This is a genomic window from Dictyoglomus sp. DH (assembly GCF_055181375.1).
In genome coordinates, this window is sequence record NZ_CM143706.1 from 967,800 (window position 1) to 988,215 (window position 20,416).

At 32.7% G+C, this 20,416-nt stretch carries 19 protein-coding genes; 18 read left to right on the forward strand and 1 reads right to left on the reverse strand.

All coding sequences use genetic code 11. From position 1 onward, the window contains the following. The first annotated feature begins 39 nt into the window (after nt 1-39). The 18 genes from ACY3JJ_RS04605 to ACY3JJ_RS04690 all read left to right on the forward strand — a co-directional run bounded on the left by ACY3JJ_RS04605 (nt 40) and on the right by ACY3JJ_RS04690 (nt 19,708). Nucleotides 40-378, forward strand: a complete 339-nt coding sequence (locus ACY3JJ_RS04605; protein ID WP_463091018.1) for a DUF1292 domain-containing protein — start codon at nt 40-42, stop codon at nt 376-378. Beyond that, a complete protein-coding gene (mltG, locus tag ACY3JJ_RS04610) occupies nt 266-1,390 on the forward strand; it encodes an endolytic transglycosylase MltG (protein WP_463092585.1) in 1,125 nt (374 codons plus the stop codon). The genes ACY3JJ_RS04605 and mltG overlap by 113 nt, the downstream gene beginning before the upstream one ends. Before the next feature lie 2 nt (nt 1,391-1,392). Then, nucleotides 1,393-1,917 (forward strand): YqeG family HAD IIIA-type phosphatase, encoded by a 525-nt coding sequence (locus ACY3JJ_RS04615; RefSeq protein WP_463082349.1) that lies wholly within the window; start codon nt 1,393-1,395, stop codon nt 1,915-1,917. A 1-nt stretch (nt 1,918) separates the two neighbouring features. Beyond that, complete coding sequence (gene gspE / locus ACY3JJ_RS04620; RefSeq protein ID WP_463091019.1) at nt 1,919-4,540, forward strand: type II secretion system ATPase GspE; 2,622 nt, start codon at nt 1,919-1,921, stop codon at nt 4,538-4,540. A 29-nt stretch (nt 4,541-4,569) separates the two neighbouring features. Further along, nucleotides 4,570-5,640: a type IV pilus twitching motility protein PilT gene (locus ACY3JJ_RS04625; RefSeq protein ID WP_463092586.1), complete on the forward strand. Its 1,071-nt coding sequence runs from the start codon at nt 4,570-4,572 to the stop codon at nt 5,638-5,640. A 7-nt stretch (nt 5,641-5,647) separates the two neighbouring features. Then, nucleotides 5,648-6,877: a type II secretion system F family protein gene (locus ACY3JJ_RS04630; RefSeq protein ID WP_463082347.1), complete on the forward strand. Its 1,230-nt coding sequence runs from the start codon at nt 5,648-5,650 to the stop codon at nt 6,875-6,877. Then, nucleotides 6,874-7,581, forward strand: coding sequence for a sigma-70 family RNA polymerase sigma factor (locus ACY3JJ_RS04635; RefSeq protein ID WP_463091020.1), 708 nt, complete (start codon nt 6,874-6,876; stop codon nt 7,579-7,581). Before ACY3JJ_RS04630 ends, ACY3JJ_RS04635 begins: the two co-directional genes overlap by 4 nt. Before the next feature lie 89 nt (nt 7,582-7,670). After that, a complete protein-coding gene (locus ACY3JJ_RS04640; RefSeq protein WP_463091021.1) occupies nt 7,671-8,099 on the forward strand; it encodes a type II secretion system protein in 429 nt (142 codons plus the stop codon). 183 nt (nt 8,100-8,282) lie between these two features. Further along, nucleotides 8,283-8,711 (forward strand): type II secretion system protein, encoded by a 429-nt coding sequence (locus tag ACY3JJ_RS04645; RefSeq protein ID WP_463091022.1) that lies wholly within the window; start codon nt 8,283-8,285, stop codon nt 8,709-8,711. Between the two features lie 86 nt (nt 8,712-8,797). Continuing rightward, entirely contained in the window at nt 8,798-9,229 is a 432-nt protein-coding gene (locus ACY3JJ_RS04650; protein WP_463091023.1) for a prepilin-type N-terminal cleavage/methylation domain-containing protein, read from the forward strand. A gap of 1 nt (nt 9,230) precedes the next feature. Continuing rightward, nucleotides 9,231-9,650, forward strand: a complete 420-nt coding sequence (locus ACY3JJ_RS04655) for a DUF47 family protein (protein WP_463091024.1) — start codon at nt 9,231-9,233, stop codon at nt 9,648-9,650. Further along, the gene (radC, locus tag ACY3JJ_RS04660) at nt 9,631-10,317 is read left to right on the forward strand and encodes a RadC family protein (RefSeq protein WP_463091025.1); all 687 of its coding nucleotides are present in this window, start codon (nt 9,631-9,633) and stop codon (nt 10,315-10,317) included. The genes ACY3JJ_RS04655 and radC overlap by 20 nt, the downstream gene beginning before the upstream one ends. Nucleotides 10,318-10,321: 4 nt before the next feature. After that, nucleotides 10,322-12,892, forward strand: a complete 2,571-nt coding sequence (gene polA / locus ACY3JJ_RS04665) for a DNA polymerase I (protein ID WP_463091026.1) — start codon at nt 10,322-10,324, stop codon at nt 12,890-12,892. Next, nucleotides 12,889-13,497 (forward strand): dephospho-CoA kinase, encoded by a 609-nt coding sequence (gene coaE, locus ACY3JJ_RS04670; RefSeq protein ID WP_463091027.1) that lies wholly within the window; start codon nt 12,889-12,891, stop codon nt 13,495-13,497. Before polA ends, coaE begins: the two co-directional genes overlap by 4 nt. Nucleotides 13,498-13,500: 3 nt before the next feature. Further along, the gene (gene uvrB / locus ACY3JJ_RS04675) at nt 13,501-15,489 is read left to right on the forward strand and encodes an excinuclease ABC subunit UvrB (protein ID WP_463091028.1); all 1,989 of its coding nucleotides are present in this window, start codon (nt 13,501-13,503) and stop codon (nt 15,487-15,489) included. After that, nucleotides 15,486-18,335 (forward strand): excinuclease ABC subunit UvrA, encoded by a 2,850-nt coding sequence (uvrA, locus tag ACY3JJ_RS04680; RefSeq protein ID WP_463091029.1) that lies wholly within the window; start codon nt 15,486-15,488, stop codon nt 18,333-18,335. The genes uvrB and uvrA overlap by 4 nt, the downstream gene beginning before the upstream one ends. Beyond that, entirely contained in the window at nt 18,310-18,795 is a 486-nt protein-coding gene (locus ACY3JJ_RS04685) for a methylated-DNA--[protein]-cysteine S-methyltransferase (RefSeq protein WP_463091030.1), read from the forward strand. Before uvrA ends, ACY3JJ_RS04685 begins: the two co-directional genes overlap by 26 nt. Beyond that, nucleotides 18,758-19,708, forward strand: a complete 951-nt coding sequence (locus tag ACY3JJ_RS04690) for an ROK family protein (protein ID WP_463091031.1) — start codon at nt 18,758-18,760, stop codon at nt 19,706-19,708. Before ACY3JJ_RS04685 ends, ACY3JJ_RS04690 begins: the two co-directional genes overlap by 38 nt. Here ACY3JJ_RS04690 and ACY3JJ_RS04695 read toward each other — a convergent pair. After that, a complete protein-coding gene (locus tag ACY3JJ_RS04695; RefSeq protein WP_463091032.1) occupies nt 19,689-20,408 on the reverse strand; it encodes a LolA-like protein in 720 nt (239 codons plus the stop codon). The genes ACY3JJ_RS04690 and ACY3JJ_RS04695 overlap by 20 nt on opposite strands. Nucleotides 20,409-20,416: the final 8 nt, after the last annotated feature.

Consider the following 20,416-nt stretch of genomic DNA (forward strand, 5'->3'; position numbering starts at 1 on the left):
CTTAGCCCCTCTTTAAATTTTAAAAAAGAGGTGTTCATAATGTCAGATAAAATGTTTGACGAGGAAGTTATAATTTTAGAAGACGAGGATGGAAATACTTATGAGTATTTGATTAGAGATTTTGTGGAGGTAGATGATAAGACGTATGTTCTTCTAACACCAAAAGATGCGGAAGATATGGATGAAATTTATGTATATCGTTGCAGGCTTTCAGAAAAAGATGGTGAACTCTATATAGATGCTTTGGAAGAAATAGAAGATGATGATGAATTTGAAAAAGTTGTGGAAGCTCTGGAAGAAGAGGAAGAATGGGAAGACGAAGATTGGGAAGAAGAGGATTTGGAAGAAGAAGATTGGGAAAAAGGAGAAGAGGAATAGTAAATTAGAAAAAATTCTTATATTCTTTTCCTTTTCTCTAATTTTATTTTTAATATTTGTTTTTGTAATACTTTTCGTCCCAAAGTTTAAGACTAATAGTGATGTAGAGGTATATATTCAAGAGGGTTCCTCACTCTCCCAAGTAGCTGATATATTATATGAAAAAGGGATTATAAAATCTAAAGAAATATTTATATTGTATACAAAGCTTATTGGGAGAGAGAGGAACATTAAAAAAGGGTACTATAAATTATCTCCATCTTATTCACTTGTTCATGTGGTGAATAAATTAGTAAATGGAGAAAATTTAAGTATAAAGATAACAATACCTGAAGGAGTATCTTTAAAAGAGATAGGGGCAATTCTTGAAGAACGCTTAAATATTTCAAAAGACCTTTTTCTTAAATATTGCACTGATTCTAATTATGTTTCGTCTTTCTTAAAAGAGTATAAAGAATTTTTTGGGGGTAAAATACCCATGTCATTAGAAGGTTATTTATTTCCTTCTACTTATTTTTTACCAAAAGACATTAAAGAGAAAGAGATTATAGAAATTCTTTTGAAAGAATTTTTTAAGCAGATCCTTTCTAATTTTCCTGATTATAAAGAAGATCTTAAAAAAATTGGTTTAAGTTTTAATGAATGGATAATATTGGCATCTATTGTGGAAAAAGAAGCCAAGATAGACAGAGAGAGACCTTTAATTGCTGGTGTCTTTATTAATCGTTTGAAGAAAGGATATATGCTTCAATCTTGTGCTACAGTAGAGTATTTATATGATTTTAAGAAAAATCCTCTTTTATACAAAGATCTGGAGATTGATTCTCCTTATAATACGTATAAATATTATGGTCTTCCTCCTACTCCTATTTGTTCTCCATCTTTAAAATCTTTGGAGGCAATATTACAACCTAAAGGAGATTATCTTTTTTTTGTTTCAAATAATGATGGAACTCATACCTTTTCGAAGACCTATGAAGAGCATTTAAAAGCTCAAGGTTATAAAAGGTGATTATGATGTGCAAAATCTTAAAACCAAATAGATATGTGGGAACAATATTTAAAATTAATTTTGAAGAATTATATAAATTAGGATACAGGGGTATTATTTTTGACCTTGATAATACTATTGTTCCTTGGGATGAAAACAAATTGGATGAGAGAACAAAAAAATTAATAGAAGATATCAAAAATTTAGGCTTTAAAGTTGTTATTTTATCAAATAATTGGTCTCAGAGAAGGGTAAAACATTTTTCTAAGCTTATACGGCTTCCTGCATTAGGATATGCATTAAAACCAAGAAGTAGATCTTTTAAAAGAGCTTTAGAGATAATGGGTACTACCCCCGAGACAACTTTGGTAATTGGTGATAGAATATTAACAGATATATATGGTGGTAATAAATTGGGGATGTTTACCATACTAGTATCTCCTTTAAATAAGAAAGAATTGTGGATTAAAAGATGGACTGTAAGGCTTATTGAAAATTATTTAATTAAGAGATGGTTGTCTAAAAAGGAGTTAATAAAGGAGGAGTAAGATGGATTCTCCTAATATTAATGAGAAACTTTTAGAGATTATTAGAGAGAGAAATCTTATCCCTAAGGGGTTATTAGATAACTTACTTTCTTCAGTAAAAGGTAAAGAACTACAAGAAATTCTTTTGGAAGAGGGATTAATATCGAAAGATAAACTTACTGATTTATTATCAGAAATTTTAGGGTGGAAAATTATTGAAGGAAAAGAATTTAAACCTGACGAAGACGCATTAAAGATTATTCCTCCTTTTTTAGTGAAATTTCATAATTTTATTCCTCTTAAATTAGAAGAAAGAATGCTTCATGTGGGTTTCTTCCCACCAGTAAAAGCTACAGCACTTGAGGATATAAGATTGCTTACAGGATTTTCAGTAGAACCTTATCTTTTAAAGGTTGTGGATAAGGAATCTTCAGAAGATATATTTGAGAAGAAAGAAATAAGTTCTACAACTTCAATTTTGACATCGTCAATGATTCCTAGAACTAATGTTTCTGAAACTAAGGTAAAGGAAGAATCAAAGATAGGTATAGAAACAATAAATGATATAGAAATTTCTAAGCTTGTAGAAGAATTAGTTCCTGAAGGTGGATTGTTAGAGAAGCTAAAGGAAGAGGAAGTCAAGGAAGAGATTATTGAAGAGATGCCTTCTAAATCTGAGGAAGAAATACCTAAAGAAAATATTAAAGAGATTAATGTTAAAGAAGAATCAATAACTGATGTGCTCTCTGAGTTAGAAGGCATAGGAATTGTGGAAGAGATCAAAGAAGAGACTAAAGAAGAAAATATACAACAGGAAATTAAAGAGGAGATAAAAACCGAGGAGAAAGAAGAGAGGAAAAAAGAAAAGGATCTTGCCAATAAGATAATTGAAAGTATTAAAAGTAGTTTAACCACTACTGAGAAAAAAACATTAAGGAAAACATCAACCCCTGCAAAAAGAAAGCCTCTTGGTGAGATATTATTAGAAAAGAATTTAATTACAAAAGAGCAATTAGATGAAGCTTTGATGCTTGCATCTAAGAAGGGTATAAGGCTTGGAGAAGCACTTTTAGAACTAAAGCTTCTAAGTGATATGGATCTTGCAAAGTTATTAAGTGAACAATTAGGGGTTCCTTTTAAATCAATAAAGGAGATAAAAATTGATCCAGATCTATCAAAACTTATAACAGCTAAAAAAGCGAGAGATAATTTAATACTTCCTCTTTATAAGGAGGATGGGAGGATCATAGTAGGAATTGTAGATCCAGCAAATATAATAGCCCTCGATGATTTAAAAATGGTAACTAGAAATGAAGTTATTCCAGTAATAGTACCACGAAATGAACTTATTGATGCTATTAATCAGATTTGGGGTAGTGAAGAGGTAGAGAAAGTACTTGAAGAGATTATAGTTCAGAAAGAAGAGGAAGAGACTCAATATCAAGAGGTTTCTTTAGAAGAAGTTTCATCTGAGGAAGGTCCTATAGCAAAGCTCGTAAATAGTATTTTAGTTGATGCAGTTAAAAGAGGAGCTAGTGATATCCATATAGAGCCTCTGGAAAGAAATGTAAGGGTAAGATTTAGAATAGACGGTGTATTACATGAAATTATGTATATTCAAAAAAGATTTCAGGCAGCTGTTGTTTCAAGAATAAAGATTATGAGTGATATGGATATTTCTGAGAGGAGAATACCTCAAGATGGACGTATTAAAGCAAATATAAAAGGAGAAGTGTATGATTTCCGTGTCTCTACATTACCTGGAGTTTTTGGTGAGAAGGTGGTATTGAGAATCTTAGGAAGAGGAGCTATATCTTTATCTCTTGAGAGTCTAGGTTTTTCTGAAGATAATTACGAAAGATATTTAAAAATGTTAAAGACACCATATGGTATTATACTTGTAACAGGTCCAACAGGAAGTGGTAAGTCCACAACCCTTTATGCATCTTTAAATATGATAAATTCTCCTGATATTAATATAGTAACAGTAGAAGATCCAGTGGAGTATCAACTTCCAGGGATACATCAAGTGCAGGTGAACCCAAAAGCGGGTCTTACTTTTGCCAGTGCCTTGAGATCTATTTTACGTCAAGACCCAGATGTGGTGCTCGTAGGTGAGATTCGTGATGAAGAAACAGCAAGAATTGCTATACAGGCTGCTCTAACAGGACACTTAGTATTATCCACCCTTCACACCAACGATGCACCATCGGCTGTTACCCGTTTAATTGATATGGGTATCGAACCGTTCTTGATTAGTTCCTCTTTACTTGGAGCGGTAGCACAAAGATTGGTGAGGACAGTATGTCCTTATTGTAAGGCTCCTTATGAACCTACAAAGGAGGAAATAGAAGCTATAAAAGCAACCTTAGGAAATATAGATTTATCTAATGCTACTTTTTATAAAGGTCAGGGTTGCCCCAGATGTAACAACAAAGGTTATAAGGGAAGAACAGCTATTCATGAAATTATGCTTATGAATGATGAAATTAGAGATTTGGTATTAAAAAAGGCTTCTCGTGAGACTATAAAAGAGGCTGCAAGAAAATATGGAATGGTAACGTTAAGGGAAGATGGAATGCGTAAAGTTCTTAGAGGTTTTACTACTGTGGAAGAAGTTATGAGGGTCACAGCTGCAGATTAAGAGGGAGGTAATAAAAAATGAAAGAAAGTATTTCTATTATTGAAATACTACAAAATGCTTTACAGAAAGAAGCCTCAGATGTACATATAACTTCTGGAGTACCACCTGTTTTCCGTATTAAGGGGCATTTAATACCTCAAACTCAATATCCTGTTTTAACTCCTCAACTTACTTATAATCTTGTTTTTAGTCTTTTAACAGAAGAACAAAAGCAGAAGCTTCAAGAAAACAAAGAGTTGGATTTTTCAGTTGGTATAAGTGGTGAAGGAAGATTTAGAGTAAATGCTTTTTGGCAGAGGGGGAGCTTAGCTGCTGTATTTAGATTAATTCCTTGGAAGATTCCTTCTATTGAAGAACTTAGATTACCTTTAATTTTAAAAGATCTTGCAGCCCTTCCCAGAGGATTAATACTTGTAACGGGTCCAACAGGAAGTGGTAAATCTACTACTCTTGCTTCTATGATAGACTATATCAATTCAAATTTCAGCAGGCATATCATAACAATAGAAGATCCTATAGAGTATTTGCATACTCATAAAAAATCTATTGTGAATCAAAGAGAAGTAGGAAGTGATACCTATTCCTTTGCTAATGCTCTAAGATCAGCTTTAAGAGAAGATCCAGATGTTATATTAGTAGGTGAGATGAGGGATTTGGAAACTACAGCTATAGCTATCACAGCAGCAGAAACTGGTCACTTAGTTATGGCAACTTTACATACTGTTGATGCGGTTCAAAGTATTGAAAGAATAGTTGACCAGTTCCCTTCTCATCAACAACAACAAATAAGGCTTCAACTTTCTGGAGTTATTCAAGGAATTATCTCTCAACAGCTTCTCCCAAGAAAAGATGGTACTGGAAGAATAGTTGCTACTGAAGTACTTATTGGTATCCCTGCAGTGAGGAGTCTCATTAGAGAAGGAAAAACTCCTCAAATATATAGTGTAATACAAACAGGTGGAAGATATGGAATGATGACTATGGATCAAAGTCTCGCTGATCTTGTTAAAAAAGGTCTTATAACTCAAGAAGTAGCCTTTGAAAGGGCTGTTAATAGAGAGGAATTAATGCGTCTTTTGGGGGGAGAAATTAGGAGGTGAGGGGTAGATGGCAAAGGTATATGTTTATCATGCAAGAAATATGAAAGGAGAGCTTGTAACTGGAGAATCAGAAGCAGAAAGTATGAGAGAATTAGCTATGAAATTGAGAGGAATGAATTTATATCCTATTAGGATTGAAGAAAAAAGAACATCCTCCTTTTTAACTCTTTCCCTAACTTCTCCAAAAGAAAAAAAAGGAGGAAAAGTAAAACTAAAAGATATTACAATTTTTACTCGACAATTTGCTACCATGATTAATGCAGGTCTTTCTCTTTCTACTTGTTTGAATATATTATCAGAACAAAGTGAAAGTAAAGCTTTGAGACAAATACTAAAAGAAGTACAAAAAATGGTAGACGAAGGAAGTTCTTTATCTGATGCCTTTGGGAATTTTCCAAATGTATTTTCTCCACTTTATGTAAATATGATAAGAGCTGCAGAATCAGCTGGAACGTTAGATGAGACCTTAGAAAGATTGGCAATAACCTTAGAAAAGCAGCAAGAATTAAGAAGAAAGATAAAATCAGCTATGACCTATCCTGTTATTGTATTAATAATAGCTATAGGGGCAGGGTTTGGAATGCTTACTTTTTTGGTGCCTATTTTTGCTGGTATGTTTGAAAGTATGGGTGCACAGTTGCCCTTACCTACAGCTGTATTACTTAGATTAAGCCAAATGATAAGGAAAAATTTCTTGCTTATTTTCTTGGCAACTGTGATTTTAGTTTTGACAGCTATTAGGGCATGGAAAAATCCTAAAATAAAGGAAAAAATAGATGAAATATTATTAAAAATACCTGTGTTAGGCGGTTTAATACAAAAAACAGCAATAGCTAATTTTGCAACTACCCTCTCTGCCCAAGTAAGAACAGGGGTTCCCATACTACAAGCTCTTCAATTAGCAGGACAAACAGCAGGAAATAGTGTCTATAGGAAAGCCATTGATTTAGTTAGAGTAAGGGTAAGAGAAGGTGAGAGAATAGCTCCTGTTCTTAAAGAGACAAAAGTGTTTCCAACAATGGTAATACATATGATCTCAGTGGGAGAAGAATCGGGTTCCTTAGAGACTATGTTGAATAAGATAGCTGAATTTTACGAGGCTGAAGTTGCTGCTGCTGTTGAAAGTTTGACATCTTTAATTGAGCCTCTCATGATGGTAGTTATAGGTGGAATAGTGGGTGGTATGCTTATAGCTTTGTATCTACCTATATTTACCATGTTCCAATACATAAAATGAAGAATTCTGCTATTATACTCTGGGAAAGATATAAAAAGGAAAAGGATGAGAAAGCTTTAGAAGCTCTTCTTGAACTATATGATGATCTCATTTATTACTGGGCATCTAAGTTTGTATCTTATGGTGAACCATTAGAGGATTTAGTGCAGGTAGGCTATTTAGGATTTCTTAAAGCTATAGAGAATTATGATCCAGAAAAAGGTGAATTATCTACCTATATATCCCATTTTGTATTGGGTGAAATTAGACATTATTTAAGAGATAAAATAGATAAGGTAAAGATTCCGAGAAGTGTAAAAACATTAATCAATAAAATGGATAAGTATATAAATGAGGTATGGGAAAAGGAAAATAGATCTCCTACTACGGAAGAAATAGCTCAGTATTTGAATGTAAAAAAAGAAGCTGTTGAGGAACTTTTTAGGATAAAAGAATCTATAATGGCCATATCTTTGGAAGATATGGAAATTGAAATGGATAAGATTAGGGCAGAAAAATTAGAATCTTTTAAATTACCTATAGAGGATAAAATTGCTCTTGAACAGGCTCTCTCAAAACTTCCTGATATACAAAGAAAAATTATTGAGTTTATATTCTATCAAGATTTAACTCAGATGGAAGTAGCAAAAATTTTAAAAATATCTCAGTCTCAAGTTTCAAGGCTTTTGAAGATAGCTTTAAAAAGATTAAGAGAAATGTTTTAAATTTTTTAAAGTAAATTTATGCATAATTTATAAATAGAGTAGGGTATAATCTATAGTGAAAGTAAAATTGGGGGAAGGAGGACATTAATATGCGTAAAGAGAGAGGTTTTACATTAATTGAGTTGATGGTAGTTATTGTGATCATTGCCATTTTGGCAGCGGTAGCATTACCAAACTTTATGGGAGCAACAGAAAGGGCAAGGGAGTCTGCAGTAAGATCTGCAGTAAAAAGTATTCAAACAGCTCTTGAAATATATGCGACAGACAACAATGGTTATTATCCTTCTTTTGTTTACTCTCTAACACAAGGTAACTACTTACCAGGTGGAAAATTCCCAAACAATCCAGCAACAAATGCACCTTATGGCTTTACATCAAATAGCAATGATAGTGGAGAGTCTGGATACAAGATTGTTTATTCTGTTACTTCTGATAATACAGCTTATACTATCACAGGATATGGTAAAAATAATACTAAGATTGTAATACAAGTCTCAAGTGCTGGTACTATGAAGTAGACTTAATTGTTTAAAAATCAATAATTACAAAGGGGGAACAGTCCTTTATATATGGTTCCCCCTTTATTTTTTATTTGTAATAATATTAAAAATATTGTTAAAAAAACTTATTTTTTATGAATAAAAAATTTTTTTTAGGGTATAATATTTGTTAGAAAGACTAATTAAAAAGGAGGTTAGATTATGCGTAAAGAGAGAGGTTTTACATTAATTGAGTTGATGGTAGTTATTGTGATCATTGCCATTTTAGCCGCGGTAGCATTACCAAACTTTATGGGAGCAACAGAAAGAGCAAGAGAGTCTGCAGTAAGATCTGCAGTAAAAACTATTCAAACAGCTCTTGAGATGTATGCGACAGACAACAATGGTTATTATCCTTCTTTTGTTTACTCTCTAACACAAGGTAACTACTTACCAGGTGGAAAATTCCCAAACAATCCAGCAACAAATGCACCTTATGGCTTTAAATCAAATGACAATGATAGTGGAGAGTCTGGATACAAGATTGTTTATTCTGTTACTTCTGATAATACAGCTTATACTATCACAGGATATGGTAAAGATAATACTAAGATTGTAATACAAGTCTCAAGTGCTGGTACAATTAAGTAAAAATATTGGCTGACATAATCTTTAAAGGGGGCAAGATATCATATCTTGCCCCCTTTTTTTAACTTTAAAAGAGGTGAAGAACTATCATGAGAAAAGATAGGGGATTTACTCTTATTGAGATTATGATAGTTATTGTTGTCATAGCAATACTTTTTAGCGTAGGAATAGGAAGTTATTACAGGGCTTTGGAAAAGACAAGAGAAAGTGTGGCAACTCAAGCATTAAAAGTAATTCAAATGTCCTTAGAAATGTATGCTACGGAAAATGAGGGGAGTTATCCAATAGCAAATGGATTAAATGAATTGAGAGATAAAATTAAGAAATTTCTTCCTGGAGGAAATCTTCCGGCAAATCCTTATAATGATCAACCTTATTCTGATGAAAACAACAGCTATTATAGAATTACCTATACATACGATCCTTTGGAAAATGCCTATACATTAACGGTATGGGACAGGTATAATATAAAGAGACTTATACTGCTCTCAAATAAAATTGTGATAAAAGGGGGTAACTGAGATGGAGGACCGTTGGAAAAAACTATGGGAAAATTTAAAACCGCAAATATCAGATCTTGCTCAAAAGGCAGGAGAGGTAGCTAAAAAAGCAGGAGATACAATATCAGATATGGCAAAGACCCTGGGAAAGGAATCAGCAAAGCTTGCTAAGATTGGTAAATTGAAGGCGGAGATAGTCTCTCTCGAATTAAATAGGAATGATATTTTTAGAAAGCTTGGGGAAAGGCTTTATGATCTTCACAAAAAGGGAGAAGAGATTAAAAAAGATAAATTTGAGGATCTTTTAAAAGAGGTTGAAAAAATTGAAAATACCATAAATGAGAAGCAAAAAGAAATCAAGAAAATTGCCGAAGAAGAAAAACTTGAGCCTGAAGATGTGGAAAAAATTCCTACATTAGAAGATGAAGAAAAGAAAGATTAAAGATCTTCCCCCATTGGAAAGACCGAGAGAAAGGTTATTAAACTATGGCGAAAAAGCTCTTTCGGATGCAGAACTTCTTGCCATTGTTTTGAGAACAGGGGATAAGAATAATACGGTATTTGAGCTATCTCAGAAACTTTTAATTGATTTTGGAAGTTTAAAAAAGATTTCAGAGGTTGGAATAGGAGAGTTAATAAAATATCCTGGAGTTGGTATTACAAAGGCTATTCAAATAAAGGCGAGTATAGAGCTTGGAAGAAGGATATATTCAGAGAAGAAAAACTTTTTTAATGAAAATATAACTAATCCTGAAGATGCCTTTAATCTCTTTAAAAATGATTTTTGGGATTTAAAAGAGGAGCATCTTTTTTGTGCATATTTGGATGTTAAAAATCGTTGTCTTAATAAAATATTGATTGCAAAAGGTAATCTGAATTTGGTATATGCAACTCCGAGAGAAATATTAAAATATGCTCTTCAAGAAAATTCAGCCAAAATTATATTAGCTCATAATCACCCCTCTGGTGATATTTCTCCCAGTGAAGATGATATAATTTTTACAAAAAGGATTGCTGAGGCGGGAAAAATTATTGGACTTGAGATTTTAGACCACCTTATAATATACAATGATAGCTATTTAAGCTTAAAAGCCAAAAATTATTTCTAATATCATGGAGCAAAAATCTCTTTGGGATCTATTTCAAGAGGATAAGAAAGAAACTATAGAAGATAGAATTCTTTTAATTGATGCTTCAAGTATTATTTATAGGGTTTATTATGCTCTACCTCCTTTAAAAACAAAAAATGGAGAAATTACCAATGCTCTCTATGGTTTTATAAGGATTCTTTTAAAAGCTGTTGAGGATTTTAAGCCGAATCTTATTGGTATAGCTTTTGATAGACCAGAGCCAACTTTTAGGCATATTATTTATAAAGAGTATAAAGCTAAAAGACCCCCTATGAAGGACGATTTAAAAGCACAAATTCCGTGGATTAGAGAATTTTTGAGAATTAATAATCTACCAATTTTAGAGGAGCCTGGATATGAAGCTGATGATGTTATAGCTACAATTGTAAAGAGAAATGAAAGATCTTTGAAATATATTTTATCTGGAGATTTAGACCTAATTCAATTGGTTTCTGATAATTGCTATATTATTCACCCCCAAAAGGGTATAACAGAATTTATCATATATGATCCTCAAAAAGTTAAAGATAGATATGGAATTGAGCCATATAAAATACCTTTGTATAAAGTTCTTGTAGGAGATGAATCGGATAATATTCCGGGATTGCCAGGGATAGGACCTAAAAAGGCTACAAAAATTTTAGAAAAGATTTCAAATATAGAAGAACTAAAAATAAATTTACCTATGATTGATAGCGACATTAGGAAGGTGTTAGAGGATAATTGGGAACTTATTGAAAGGAATATGGAGCTTGTTACTCTTAAAGATATTGGTAAAAATTTTGAACTTAGGCCTTTTGAGATAAAAAGAGAAGAGAAGGTAGTAGAGTTTCTTAAAAAATATGAGCTAAAAAGTATTCTTCAAAGGTTATTTCCAGATCTTCAAGAAGAAGAGAATATAGAATTTAAGGATATAGACTTTGATTTAGAGGATATTGCTAAAAGGGAGAAGAAAATTGCTTTTAAATGTCTTGGGGAAAAAACTTTAGAAGGTATATCCATATCTTTTAGAGAAGGGGAAGGGTATTTTATAACATCTTTTGATTTTAATGATGATATAAGATCTAAATTTGAAAAAGTTCTTATATCTAATGAGGTAGAAAAAATAGGCTCGTATGTTCAGAGAGATCTGCATTTTTTTGAAGGTAATATATCAGGTAAGGTTTTTGATGTGAGTATTGCATCTTATCTTCTAAATCCTGAGAGACAAAATCATTCTTTAGATATTCTTATAGGAGAGTATCTTGGTAAAACTAATTTTATTCCTCAAAAATTTGCTGGATATTTATTTGATCTAAAGAAGATCCTTGAAAAAAGAATTAAAGAAGAAGAATTGGAGAAGGTATTATATGAAATTGAAATTCCTTTGATTCCTGTTTTACATTCTATGGAAAGATGGGGAATAGGGGTTGATATAGATTATTTAAGAAGGCTTTCTGAAGAGTTCTGTGGGAGAATTAAAAAGATAGAAGAGGATATTTATTCATTGGCAGGAATGAGATTTAATCTTAATTCTCCCAAACAGCTTTCTGAGGTTTTATTTGATAGATTAAAGCTTCCTACAGGAAAGAAAGGTAAGAAAGGATATTCTACCTCTTCTTCTATTCTCCAGAATTTGGTAAATACTCATCCTATTGTGAGGAAAATTTTAGAATATAGAGAATTATACAAATTAAAAAGTACTTATATAGATACTATTCCCAATCTGGTTAATCCTATAACAGGTAGGGTTCATACTAAATTTAATCCAACAGGTACTGCTACAGGTAGAATAAGTAGTAGTGAGCCTAATCTTCAAAATATTCCGGTAAAAAGTGAAGAAGGAAGAAAAATTAGATCAGCTTTTATTTCTGAAGAGGGATATTACTTTGTTTCTTTAGATTATTCCCAAATAGAACTTCGTATTATGGCTCATTTATCTCAAGAGCCTAAGTTAATATCCGCATTTCAAAAAGGAGAAGATATTCATAGAAAAACTGCTTCTGAAATATTTGGTGTTCCAGAGGATAAGGTAGATGATCTCTTAAGATCATGTGCTAAAGCTGTAAATTTTGGAATTATATATGGTATTTCTGCATTTGGATTATCAGAGACAGCCGGAATTCTTCCTGAAGAGGCCGAGAAATTTATAGATACATATTTTAAACATTATCCTTATGTGAAAAGATATATAGATAAGGCTCTTTACGAGGCAAGAGAAAAGGCTTATGTTAAAACTATTTTTGGAAGAAAAAGATATATTCCTGAAATTAGAAGTATAAATAAGCAGGTAAGAAGTCTTTATGAAAGAATTGCTATTAATGCTCCTATACAGGGCACTGCTGCTGATATAATTAAACTTGCCATGATTGATATTTTTAAGGAAATAAAGCAAAAGAATTATAAATCAAGACTTATCCTTCAGATTCATGATGAGTTGATTTTAGAGGTACCTGAAGATGAGATGGAAATAGTGCCTAAGATGGCTAAAGAAAAAATGGAGAATATAGTTAAGCTCCTGGTTCCTCTTGTGGTGGAAATTTCAGTTGGTAAAAACCTTGCTGAATTAAAATGAGTTTTAAGATTGGAATTACAGGAGGAATTGCATCTGGTAAATCTTTGGTCCTTGGAATTTTGAGGGATTTAGGTATTCCTGTTATTAGTGTTGATGATATTGTGAAAGATTTTCAAAAAGATCCATATTATCTTGAAAAAATAAGAGTAACTTTTGGAAATGAAGTTTTTGAAGGTGAAAATTTAAATAGAAAAAAACTTGCTGATATTATCTTTAATGATGAATCTGCAAGATTAAAATTAAACAGTATATTTCATCCCCCTGTATTAAAAGAGGTTATAAAGAAAATGGAAGAATTAAAAGAGAAACCAATAATTGCTGTAGAAGTTCCTTTACTTTTTGAGGTAGGTATAGAGAATTGGTTTGATGAAATATGGGTAGTTTATGTGCCTCTTGATATCCAAATACAAAGGATCATAGATAGGGATAGGATATCTTGGGAGGAAGCTATAAAAAGAATAAAATCTCAGATGCCTTTAGAAGAAAAAATTAAAAAAGCTCATTTCATTGTTTATAATGATAAAGATAAGGAATATACTAAAAAGCAGGTTTTGGATAGAATTTCATACTTATATAGGATGTTATATAATAAGAATTTGGAGTAAATTATGAATGGTTTTATACTAGTATCTGAATTTAAACCCTGTGGAGATCAACCTCAGGCTATAGAGAAGATTACCGAAGGTGTTAAAAGAGGCCTGAGATACCAGACCCTTATAGGGGTTACTGGTTCAGGTAAGACTTTTACTATGGCAAATGTGATAGCTAATGTACAAAAACCTACTCTGGTAATTGCTCCTAATAAGACCCTTGCAGCCCAACTATATAGTGAATTTAAAGAATTCTTCCCATATAATGCTGTAGAGTATTTTGTAAGTTATTATGACTATTATCAACCTGAAGCCTATATTCCTCAAACTGATACTTATATAGAAAAGGATGCAGATATAAATGATAGAATTGATAGGTTAAGACATAGTACTACAAGTAGTCTTCTTTCAAGAAGAGATGTTATTGTAGTTGCAAGTGTATCTTGTATATATGGTTTGGGCTCTCCTGAAGATTATGAACAGATGATATTTATGATTAAAGAAGGCGATGAGATACCTCGGGAAGTACTTTTAAGAAAACTTATAAAATTACAATATGAAAGAAATGATTATGAATTTACAAGAGGAAAGTTTAGAGTTAGGGGAGACTTAGTAGAGATATTTCCTATAGGAGGAGAAACTGCGATTAGAGTAGAATATTGGGGTGATATAATAGAAAGAATTTCAGAGGTTGACCCTATAAGTGGTAAAAGGATTTATGATTTAAAAAGTACCTTTATTTATCCTGCCACTCATTATATTGCTCCTACAGAGAAATTAGAAAGGGCTATAGAATCTATTAGAAAAGAATTGGAAGAAAGGCTTGAGGGGCTTAGATCTCAAGGAAAGTTTCTTGAAGCAAAAAGATTAGAAGCAAGAACCCTTTATGATTTAGAACTCTTAAAAGAGGTGGGTTATTGTAAGGGAATAGAAAATTATTCAAGACATTTTGATGGTAGAAAACCTGGTGATCCTCCTTATACCCTTCTGGATTATTTTCCTGAGGATTTTTTAGTGTTTATTGATGAATCTCATCTAACTATTCCTCAACTTAGAGCTATGTATCATGGTGACAAATCAAGAAAGGATAATTTAGTAGAATATGGATTTAGACTTCCTTCAGCTTATGATAATCGTCCTTTGACTTTTGAAGAATTTTGGGAAAGGGTTCCACAAGTGATCTTTGTTTCTGCAACACCTGCAGATTTTGAGCTTAGTATTTCAGAACAGATAGTAGAGCAACTTATCAGACCTACAGGATTACTTGATCCTGAAATTGAGGTACATCCAACGGAGGGTCAGATTGAGCATTTAATTTCAAAGATAAAAGAGGTAGTTTCAAGAGGAGAGAGGGTTCTTGTAACTACATTAACAAAAAGAACAGCTGAGGATCTAGCAGAATATCTATCTAATCTTGGTATAAGAGTAACCTATCTGCATTCAGAAATAGAAACCTTAGAAAGAACAGGAATTTTACAGGATCTGAGATTGGGAAAATTCGATGTACTCGTAGGGATAAATCTTCTTAGGGAGGGGTTAGATCTACCCGAGGTCTCATTGGTAGCAATTTTAGATGCTGACAGAGAAGGGTTTTTAAGATCAGAAAGATCTCTTATACAAGTAATGGGAAGAGCAGCAAGGAATGTCAATGGTAAGGTGATTATGTATGCAGATACTATAACCGATTCTATGAGAAGGGCTATTGAAGAAACGGAGAGAAGAAGAAGAATTCAAATGGAATATAATAAAGCTCATGGAATAGTTCCAAGAAGTATTCAAAAATCTGTAAAAGAAGTTTTTGATTTTGTTGAGGCTGTTAGTGAGAAGAAAGTAGATTACAAAGCTGTATCTAAAAATCTATCTATAGATGAGATAGAAGAGGTTATAAAACATCTTGAAAAGGAGATGTATTCTGCTGCTGCGGAACTTGATTTTGAGAGAGCGGCATATTTGAGGGATCAAATAAAAGAATTAAAGAATGAATTAAAGAAAAAGACAAAATTATGAGTGATTATATAAAGATTAGGGGAGCAAGAGAACATAACTTAAAGAATATAAATTTAGATATCCCCAGAAACAAACTTATTGTATTTACCGGGATAAGTGGCTCTGGTAAATCTTCACTTGCCTTTGATACCATATATGCTGAGGGGCAAAGGAGATATGTAGAATCTCTTTCTACTTATGCAAGACAGTTTTTAGGACAGTTAAATAAGCCTGATGTGGATATTATAGAAGGTCTTTCACCCGCTATCTCTATAGATCAAAAAACAGTGATAAAAAATCCTCGATCTACGGTAGGTACAGTTACCGAGATATATGATTATTTAAGACTTCTTTTTGCTAATATTGGAAGACCCCATTGTCCCAATTGCCGTATTGAAATCTCTGCCCAAACCTCCCAGGAAATAGTGGAAAAGATTCTTTCTTGGGAAGAGGGAACAAGGATTCAAATCCTTTCTCCTGTGGTAAGGGGAAGAAAAGGAGAGTATAAGAAGTTATTGGAGAATTTAAGAAAAGAAGGATTTTTAAGAGTAAAAATAGATGGTGAGCTCTATTCCTTAGAAGATGAAATAGAGCTTGATAAGAATAAAAAACATGATATTTCTGTGATCGTAGATAGATTAATAGTGAAACCTGATATAAAGACAAGATTATCTGATTCGGTAGAATTGGCCTTAAAACTTAGTGAAGGATTATTAATTGTGGAAAAATATGTGGGAGATAAAGTGGAAGAACATATTTTCAGTGAAAATTATGCTTGTCCAATATGTGGGTTTAGTTTTGGGGAGATAACTCCAAGATTTTTCTCTTTTAATAGTCCATATGGGGCTTGTCCTGTATGCTCTGGACTTGGAGGTAAAAAAGAATTTGATCCAGATTTGATTTTGGATTATGAAAAATCTATATCAGAAGGGGCAATTATCCCTTGGGGAAAGGAAATATCTCCTTATTATAAAATTCTACTGGCCAATATTGGAAAGAAGCTTGGTTTTAATCTTGATACTCCCCTTAAATTTTTTACAGAAAATCAACTAAAATCTCTTTTATATGGTGTACCTTTTGCGGTAGAAGTAAATTTTCCCGACTGGGATATTTATGGATATAGACATTTTGAGGGTTTAATAAATATATTTATGAAAAGATATGAAGAGACAGAATCTGAGGATGTTAAAAACTTCTATGAGAGATTTATGGTTTTTTCCCCCTGTAGTGAATGTGGGGGAAAGAGATTAAGGAAAGAAGCTCTATCAGTATTTATAGGGAGTAAAAATATAGCTGATGTTTCTTCTTTAACTCTTGTGGAATTAAAGGATTTTCTTATGAATCTTTCCTTATCTGATAGAGAAAGAATTATTGCATCACCCATATTGAAAGAGATAATTCAAAGGGTAAATTTTTTAATAGAGGTAGGTGTAGATTATTTAACTCTTGATAGATCTGCATCTACATTATCTGGAGGAGAATCTCAAAGAGTTAGGCTTGCTACTCAAATTGGGTCAGGACTTGTAGGAGTTATATATGTCCTTGATGAACCAAGTATAGGATTACATCCAAGAGATAATGAGAGATTAATAAAGAATCTAAAAAATCTTAGAGATCTTGGAAATACAGTAATCGTTGTAGAACATGATGAAGAAATAATCAGATCCGCAGATTTTGTTGTAGATATAGGGCCAGGAGCTGGAGAAAAAGGGGGACAAATTGTTGTTGCTGGTCCTTTAAATGAGGTAATAAAACATCCTGAATCCTTAACAGCACAATATCTTAGGGGTGAGAGAAAAATACCTATTCCTGTAAGGAGAAGGAATATAGGTGGAAGATGGTTAGAAATTAAAGGGGCTAAGGCAAGAAACTTAAAAAATATAGATGTTAAAATTCCACTAAATGCCTTTGTATGTCTTACTGGTGTATCGGGCTCTGGAAAGAGTACTCTTGTGGAAGAGATTATATATCCTGCTCTTCAGAAAGCATTACATGGAAAGAAGGTAAGAAGCGAGTATTATGAGGAAATAAAAGGTACTGAATATATAGATAAGGTTATTGTCATTGATCAATCTCCTATAGGGAGGACTCCAAGATCTAATCCAGCTACCTATACTAATGTTTTTACGGAAATAAGAGAACTTTTTGCCCAATTACCAGAGGCTAAAATGAGAGGATATAAAGCTGGAAGATTTAGCTTTAATGTGAAGGGTGGAAGATGCGAAGCGTGTAAAGGGGAAGGTATGGTAAAAGTAGAAATGCACTTTTTACCTGATATTTATGTTCCATGTGAAGTATGTAAAGGGAAAAGATATAATAGTGAGACCTTAGAAATAAATTATAAAGGTAAAAATATTGCAGATGTATTAGATATGAGTGTAGAAGAAGCCTTGGAATTCTTTGAAAACTTTCCATCTATTCGAAGAAAGCTGGAAACATTGTATGATGTTGGATTAGGATATATAAAATTGGGACAGCCTGCTACTACTCTTTCAGGAGGAGAGGCTCAAAGAATCAAGCTTGCAGCAGAACTTTCAAGAAAAAGTACAGGTAGGACTTTTTATATTTTAGATGAACCAACAACAGGATTACATTTTGCTGATGTAGAAAAATTATTAAATCTGCTTCATCGATTAGTGAATGCTGGAAATACTGTACTTGTTATAGAGCATAATCTGGATGTGATAAAAACAGCAGATTATATTATTGATTTAGGTCCTGAAGGAGGAGATAGGGGTGGTGAGATTGTAGCAGAGGGTACTCCTGAAGATGTAGCTATGAATGATAGGTCATACACAGGACAATTTTTAAAAAGGATTTTGAATATAAAGGAGGAAGTGAGTGAAAGGAGCTTTAAGAATAGATAATAATAAATTTTTAGTTGTAGAGTTTGAAAAGGGAGTCATTACAAAAATATATTTTAGTTTTAAAGAGGAAATTGAGAAGGATTTTCCAGGAAAGGATTTATTTTTAGATTATTTTTCTGGTAAGATGGTAGATTTTAAAGATCTCAAACTTGATATGAATGATATTCCCGGATTTTTTGTGAAAGTATACCAATTACTTAGAAATTTACCTTATGGGAGAATTACAAATTATGGAAGTATTGCTATAGAATTAGGAAATAAAAATTTAAGTAGAGCTGTAGGTTATGCATTAAGAATGAATCCTTTTTTGATTGTGATCCCATGCCATAGAGTTGTTAAGAAGGATGGAAATATAGGTAATTTCTCCTTTGGAAAAGATTTAAAAATATGGCTTCTTAGAATGGAAGGAGTGACGATAGAAAATGAGAAAGTATATAGCTGTAGACATTGGTGGGACTAAGATTGCATTAGGAAGATTTAGGGAAGAAGGAATTTTGGAAGAGAAAGTTGTATTTCCAACAAGACCTGAGAGGGGTTATCAAAAGATATTGGAAGAAATGGTAGAAAATATAGAAAAGTTTTTAACTCCAGATGTAATAGCCATAGGAATAGGAACAGCAGGTCCATTAGATAGAATTAAAGGAGAAATATATTCACCTCCTAATCTTCCAGGATGGAATGGAGTACCTTTAAAAAAAGATTTGGAAGAAGCTTTCAAAATTCCTGTTTATATGGATAATGATGCTAACGCAGCTTGTCTGGGAGAATATTATTTTGGGGCTGGAAAAGGAGTAAAAGATTTAGTTTATGTTACTGTAAGTACAGGAATAGGGGGAGGAATTATTATAGATGGAAAAATTTTGCATGGTAGGAGAGATAGTGCTGGAGAAGTAGGGCATCAGACCATTCTACCTGATGGCCCATTATGTAATTGTGGTAATAAAGGATGTTTAGAAGCTCTTGCCTCTGGAACTGCTATAGCAAAGAGGGCTAAAGAGGCTATAGAAAGAGGGGAAGATACTATACTTTTAGATTGGAGTAAGAAGGAAGAAATTACTGCAAAACATGTAAGGTCTGCTATGTTGTTAGGAGATAAGGTAGCAACATATATCTGGAATCAGGCAATGGAATATTTAGGTATTGGGATAGGTAATATTATCACGATTCTTTCTCCTCAAAGGATAATAATTGGGGGAAGCGTAGGTCTTTCAGGAGAGGATGTCATTCTTAAAATAAAAGAAATAGTTGGGCAGAGAGTCTTTTTGGTTCCTGTGGATATGGTTGAAATTGTCCCTGCCCAACTTGGAGAAGATGTAGGTCTATATGGAGCTTTTTCAGTAGCACTTCATGAGATTACTTTGAAGGCGACATAAAGGGAATAGGTGTGGTCATATTTAATGGCTCTTTTTGTTTTATGATCTTGCCTTGAGGTAATGTTCTAAGAATGTTAGGAGATAGGTTTGAATTAATTCTTACTTCTGACCACAATATTTCTATATATGGCCTATTTTGTACATCATAAACCTTTAATCTTAAGGGTATATAATCCTTTGTTATAAAAAATTCTAAATATGAATAATTGGCTTTTAATTCTGGTTTTTGAGGAATTCCTGTAATCTTATATAATTTTTGATTTTTTTCAGTAACTTCCTCTACCTTTAATGAAAAATCTTCATTAGATCCGATCATAGGAATAGAGGAAAAAGAAATAGTAGAGGTTTGGGTTACAGTGTAAGGAGCTTCAATAATTTGTTTAGTGGAAGGAGAATACATTCTTGTTGTTTGCTTTTCAGCATCTATCAAAAATATCTGTCCAGCCAGGAGTGCTGGTTCTGTAAAATCAATTCTTAAAATAGATGGGTTTTTTATTGCCTTAATCTCCATCGATATCTTTGTGGGAAGGCTTTCTCCTTTGCTGGAATAAGAATAAACTGTCATTGTTATTTTCATACTTATATCTTTTGCTGAGTTCCATTTATTCTCTATTTCTTTGAGAATAGAATCAGGAGCTTGAGCATATACAAAGGAAATAAAGAAAGAAAAAAACAGTACTAAATTTAGAATCTTTTTCATCTTTTAAT

Excerpts from the sequence above, each read along its gene's own strand:
- ACY3JJ_RS04605 (WP_463091018.1), top strand. The coding sequence starts at position 40 with ATGTCAGATAAAATGTTTGACGAGGAAGTTATAATTTTAGAAGACGAG.
- mltG (WP_463092585.1), top strand. The coding sequence starts at position 266 with ATGAATTTGAAAAAGTTGTGGAAGCTCTGGAAGAAGAGGAAGAATGGG.
- ACY3JJ_RS04615 (WP_463082349.1), top strand. The coding sequence starts at position 1,393 with ATGATGTGCAAAATCTTAAAACCAAATAGATATGTGGGAACAATATTT.
- gspE (WP_463091019.1), top strand. The coding sequence starts at position 1,919 with ATGGATTCTCCTAATATTAATGAGAAACTTTTAGAGATTATTAGAGAG.
- ACY3JJ_RS04630 (WP_463082347.1), top strand. The coding sequence starts at position 5,648 with ATGGCAAAGGTATATGTTTATCATGCAAGAAATATGAAAGGAGAGCTT.
- ACY3JJ_RS04635 (WP_463091020.1), top strand. The coding sequence starts at position 6,874 with ATGAAGAATTCTGCTATTATACTCTGGGAAAGATATAAAAAGGAAAAG.
- ACY3JJ_RS04640 (WP_463091021.1), top strand. The coding sequence starts at position 7,671 with ATGCGTAAAGAGAGAGGTTTTACATTAATTGAGTTGATGGTAGTTATT.
- ACY3JJ_RS04645 (WP_463091022.1), top strand. The coding sequence starts at position 8,283 with ATGCGTAAAGAGAGAGGTTTTACATTAATTGAGTTGATGGTAGTTATT.
- ACY3JJ_RS04650 (WP_463091023.1), top strand. The coding sequence starts at position 8,798 with ATGAGAAAAGATAGGGGATTTACTCTTATTGAGATTATGATAGTTATT.
- ACY3JJ_RS04655 (WP_463091024.1), top strand. The coding sequence starts at position 9,231 with ATGGAGGACCGTTGGAAAAAACTATGGGAAAATTTAAAACCGCAAATA.
- radC (WP_463091025.1), top strand. The coding sequence starts at position 9,631 with ATGAAGAAAAGAAAGATTAAAGATCTTCCCCCATTGGAAAGACCGAGA.
- polA (WP_463091026.1), top strand. The coding sequence starts at position 10,322 with ATGGAGCAAAAATCTCTTTGGGATCTATTTCAAGAGGATAAGAAAGAA.
- coaE (WP_463091027.1), top strand. The coding sequence starts at position 12,889 with ATGAGTTTTAAGATTGGAATTACAGGAGGAATTGCATCTGGTAAATCT.
- uvrB (WP_463091028.1), top strand. The coding sequence starts at position 13,501 with ATGAATGGTTTTATACTAGTATCTGAATTTAAACCCTGTGGAGATCAA.
- uvrA (WP_463091029.1), top strand. The coding sequence starts at position 15,486 with ATGAGTGATTATATAAAGATTAGGGGAGCAAGAGAACATAACTTAAAG.
- ACY3JJ_RS04690 (WP_463091031.1), top strand. The coding sequence starts at position 18,758 with ATGAGAAAGTATATAGCTGTAGACATTGGTGGGACTAAGATTGCATTA.
- ACY3JJ_RS04695 (WP_463091032.1), bottom strand. The coding sequence starts at position 20,408 with ATGAAAAAGATTCTAAATTTAGTACTGTTTTTTTCTTTCTTTATTTCC.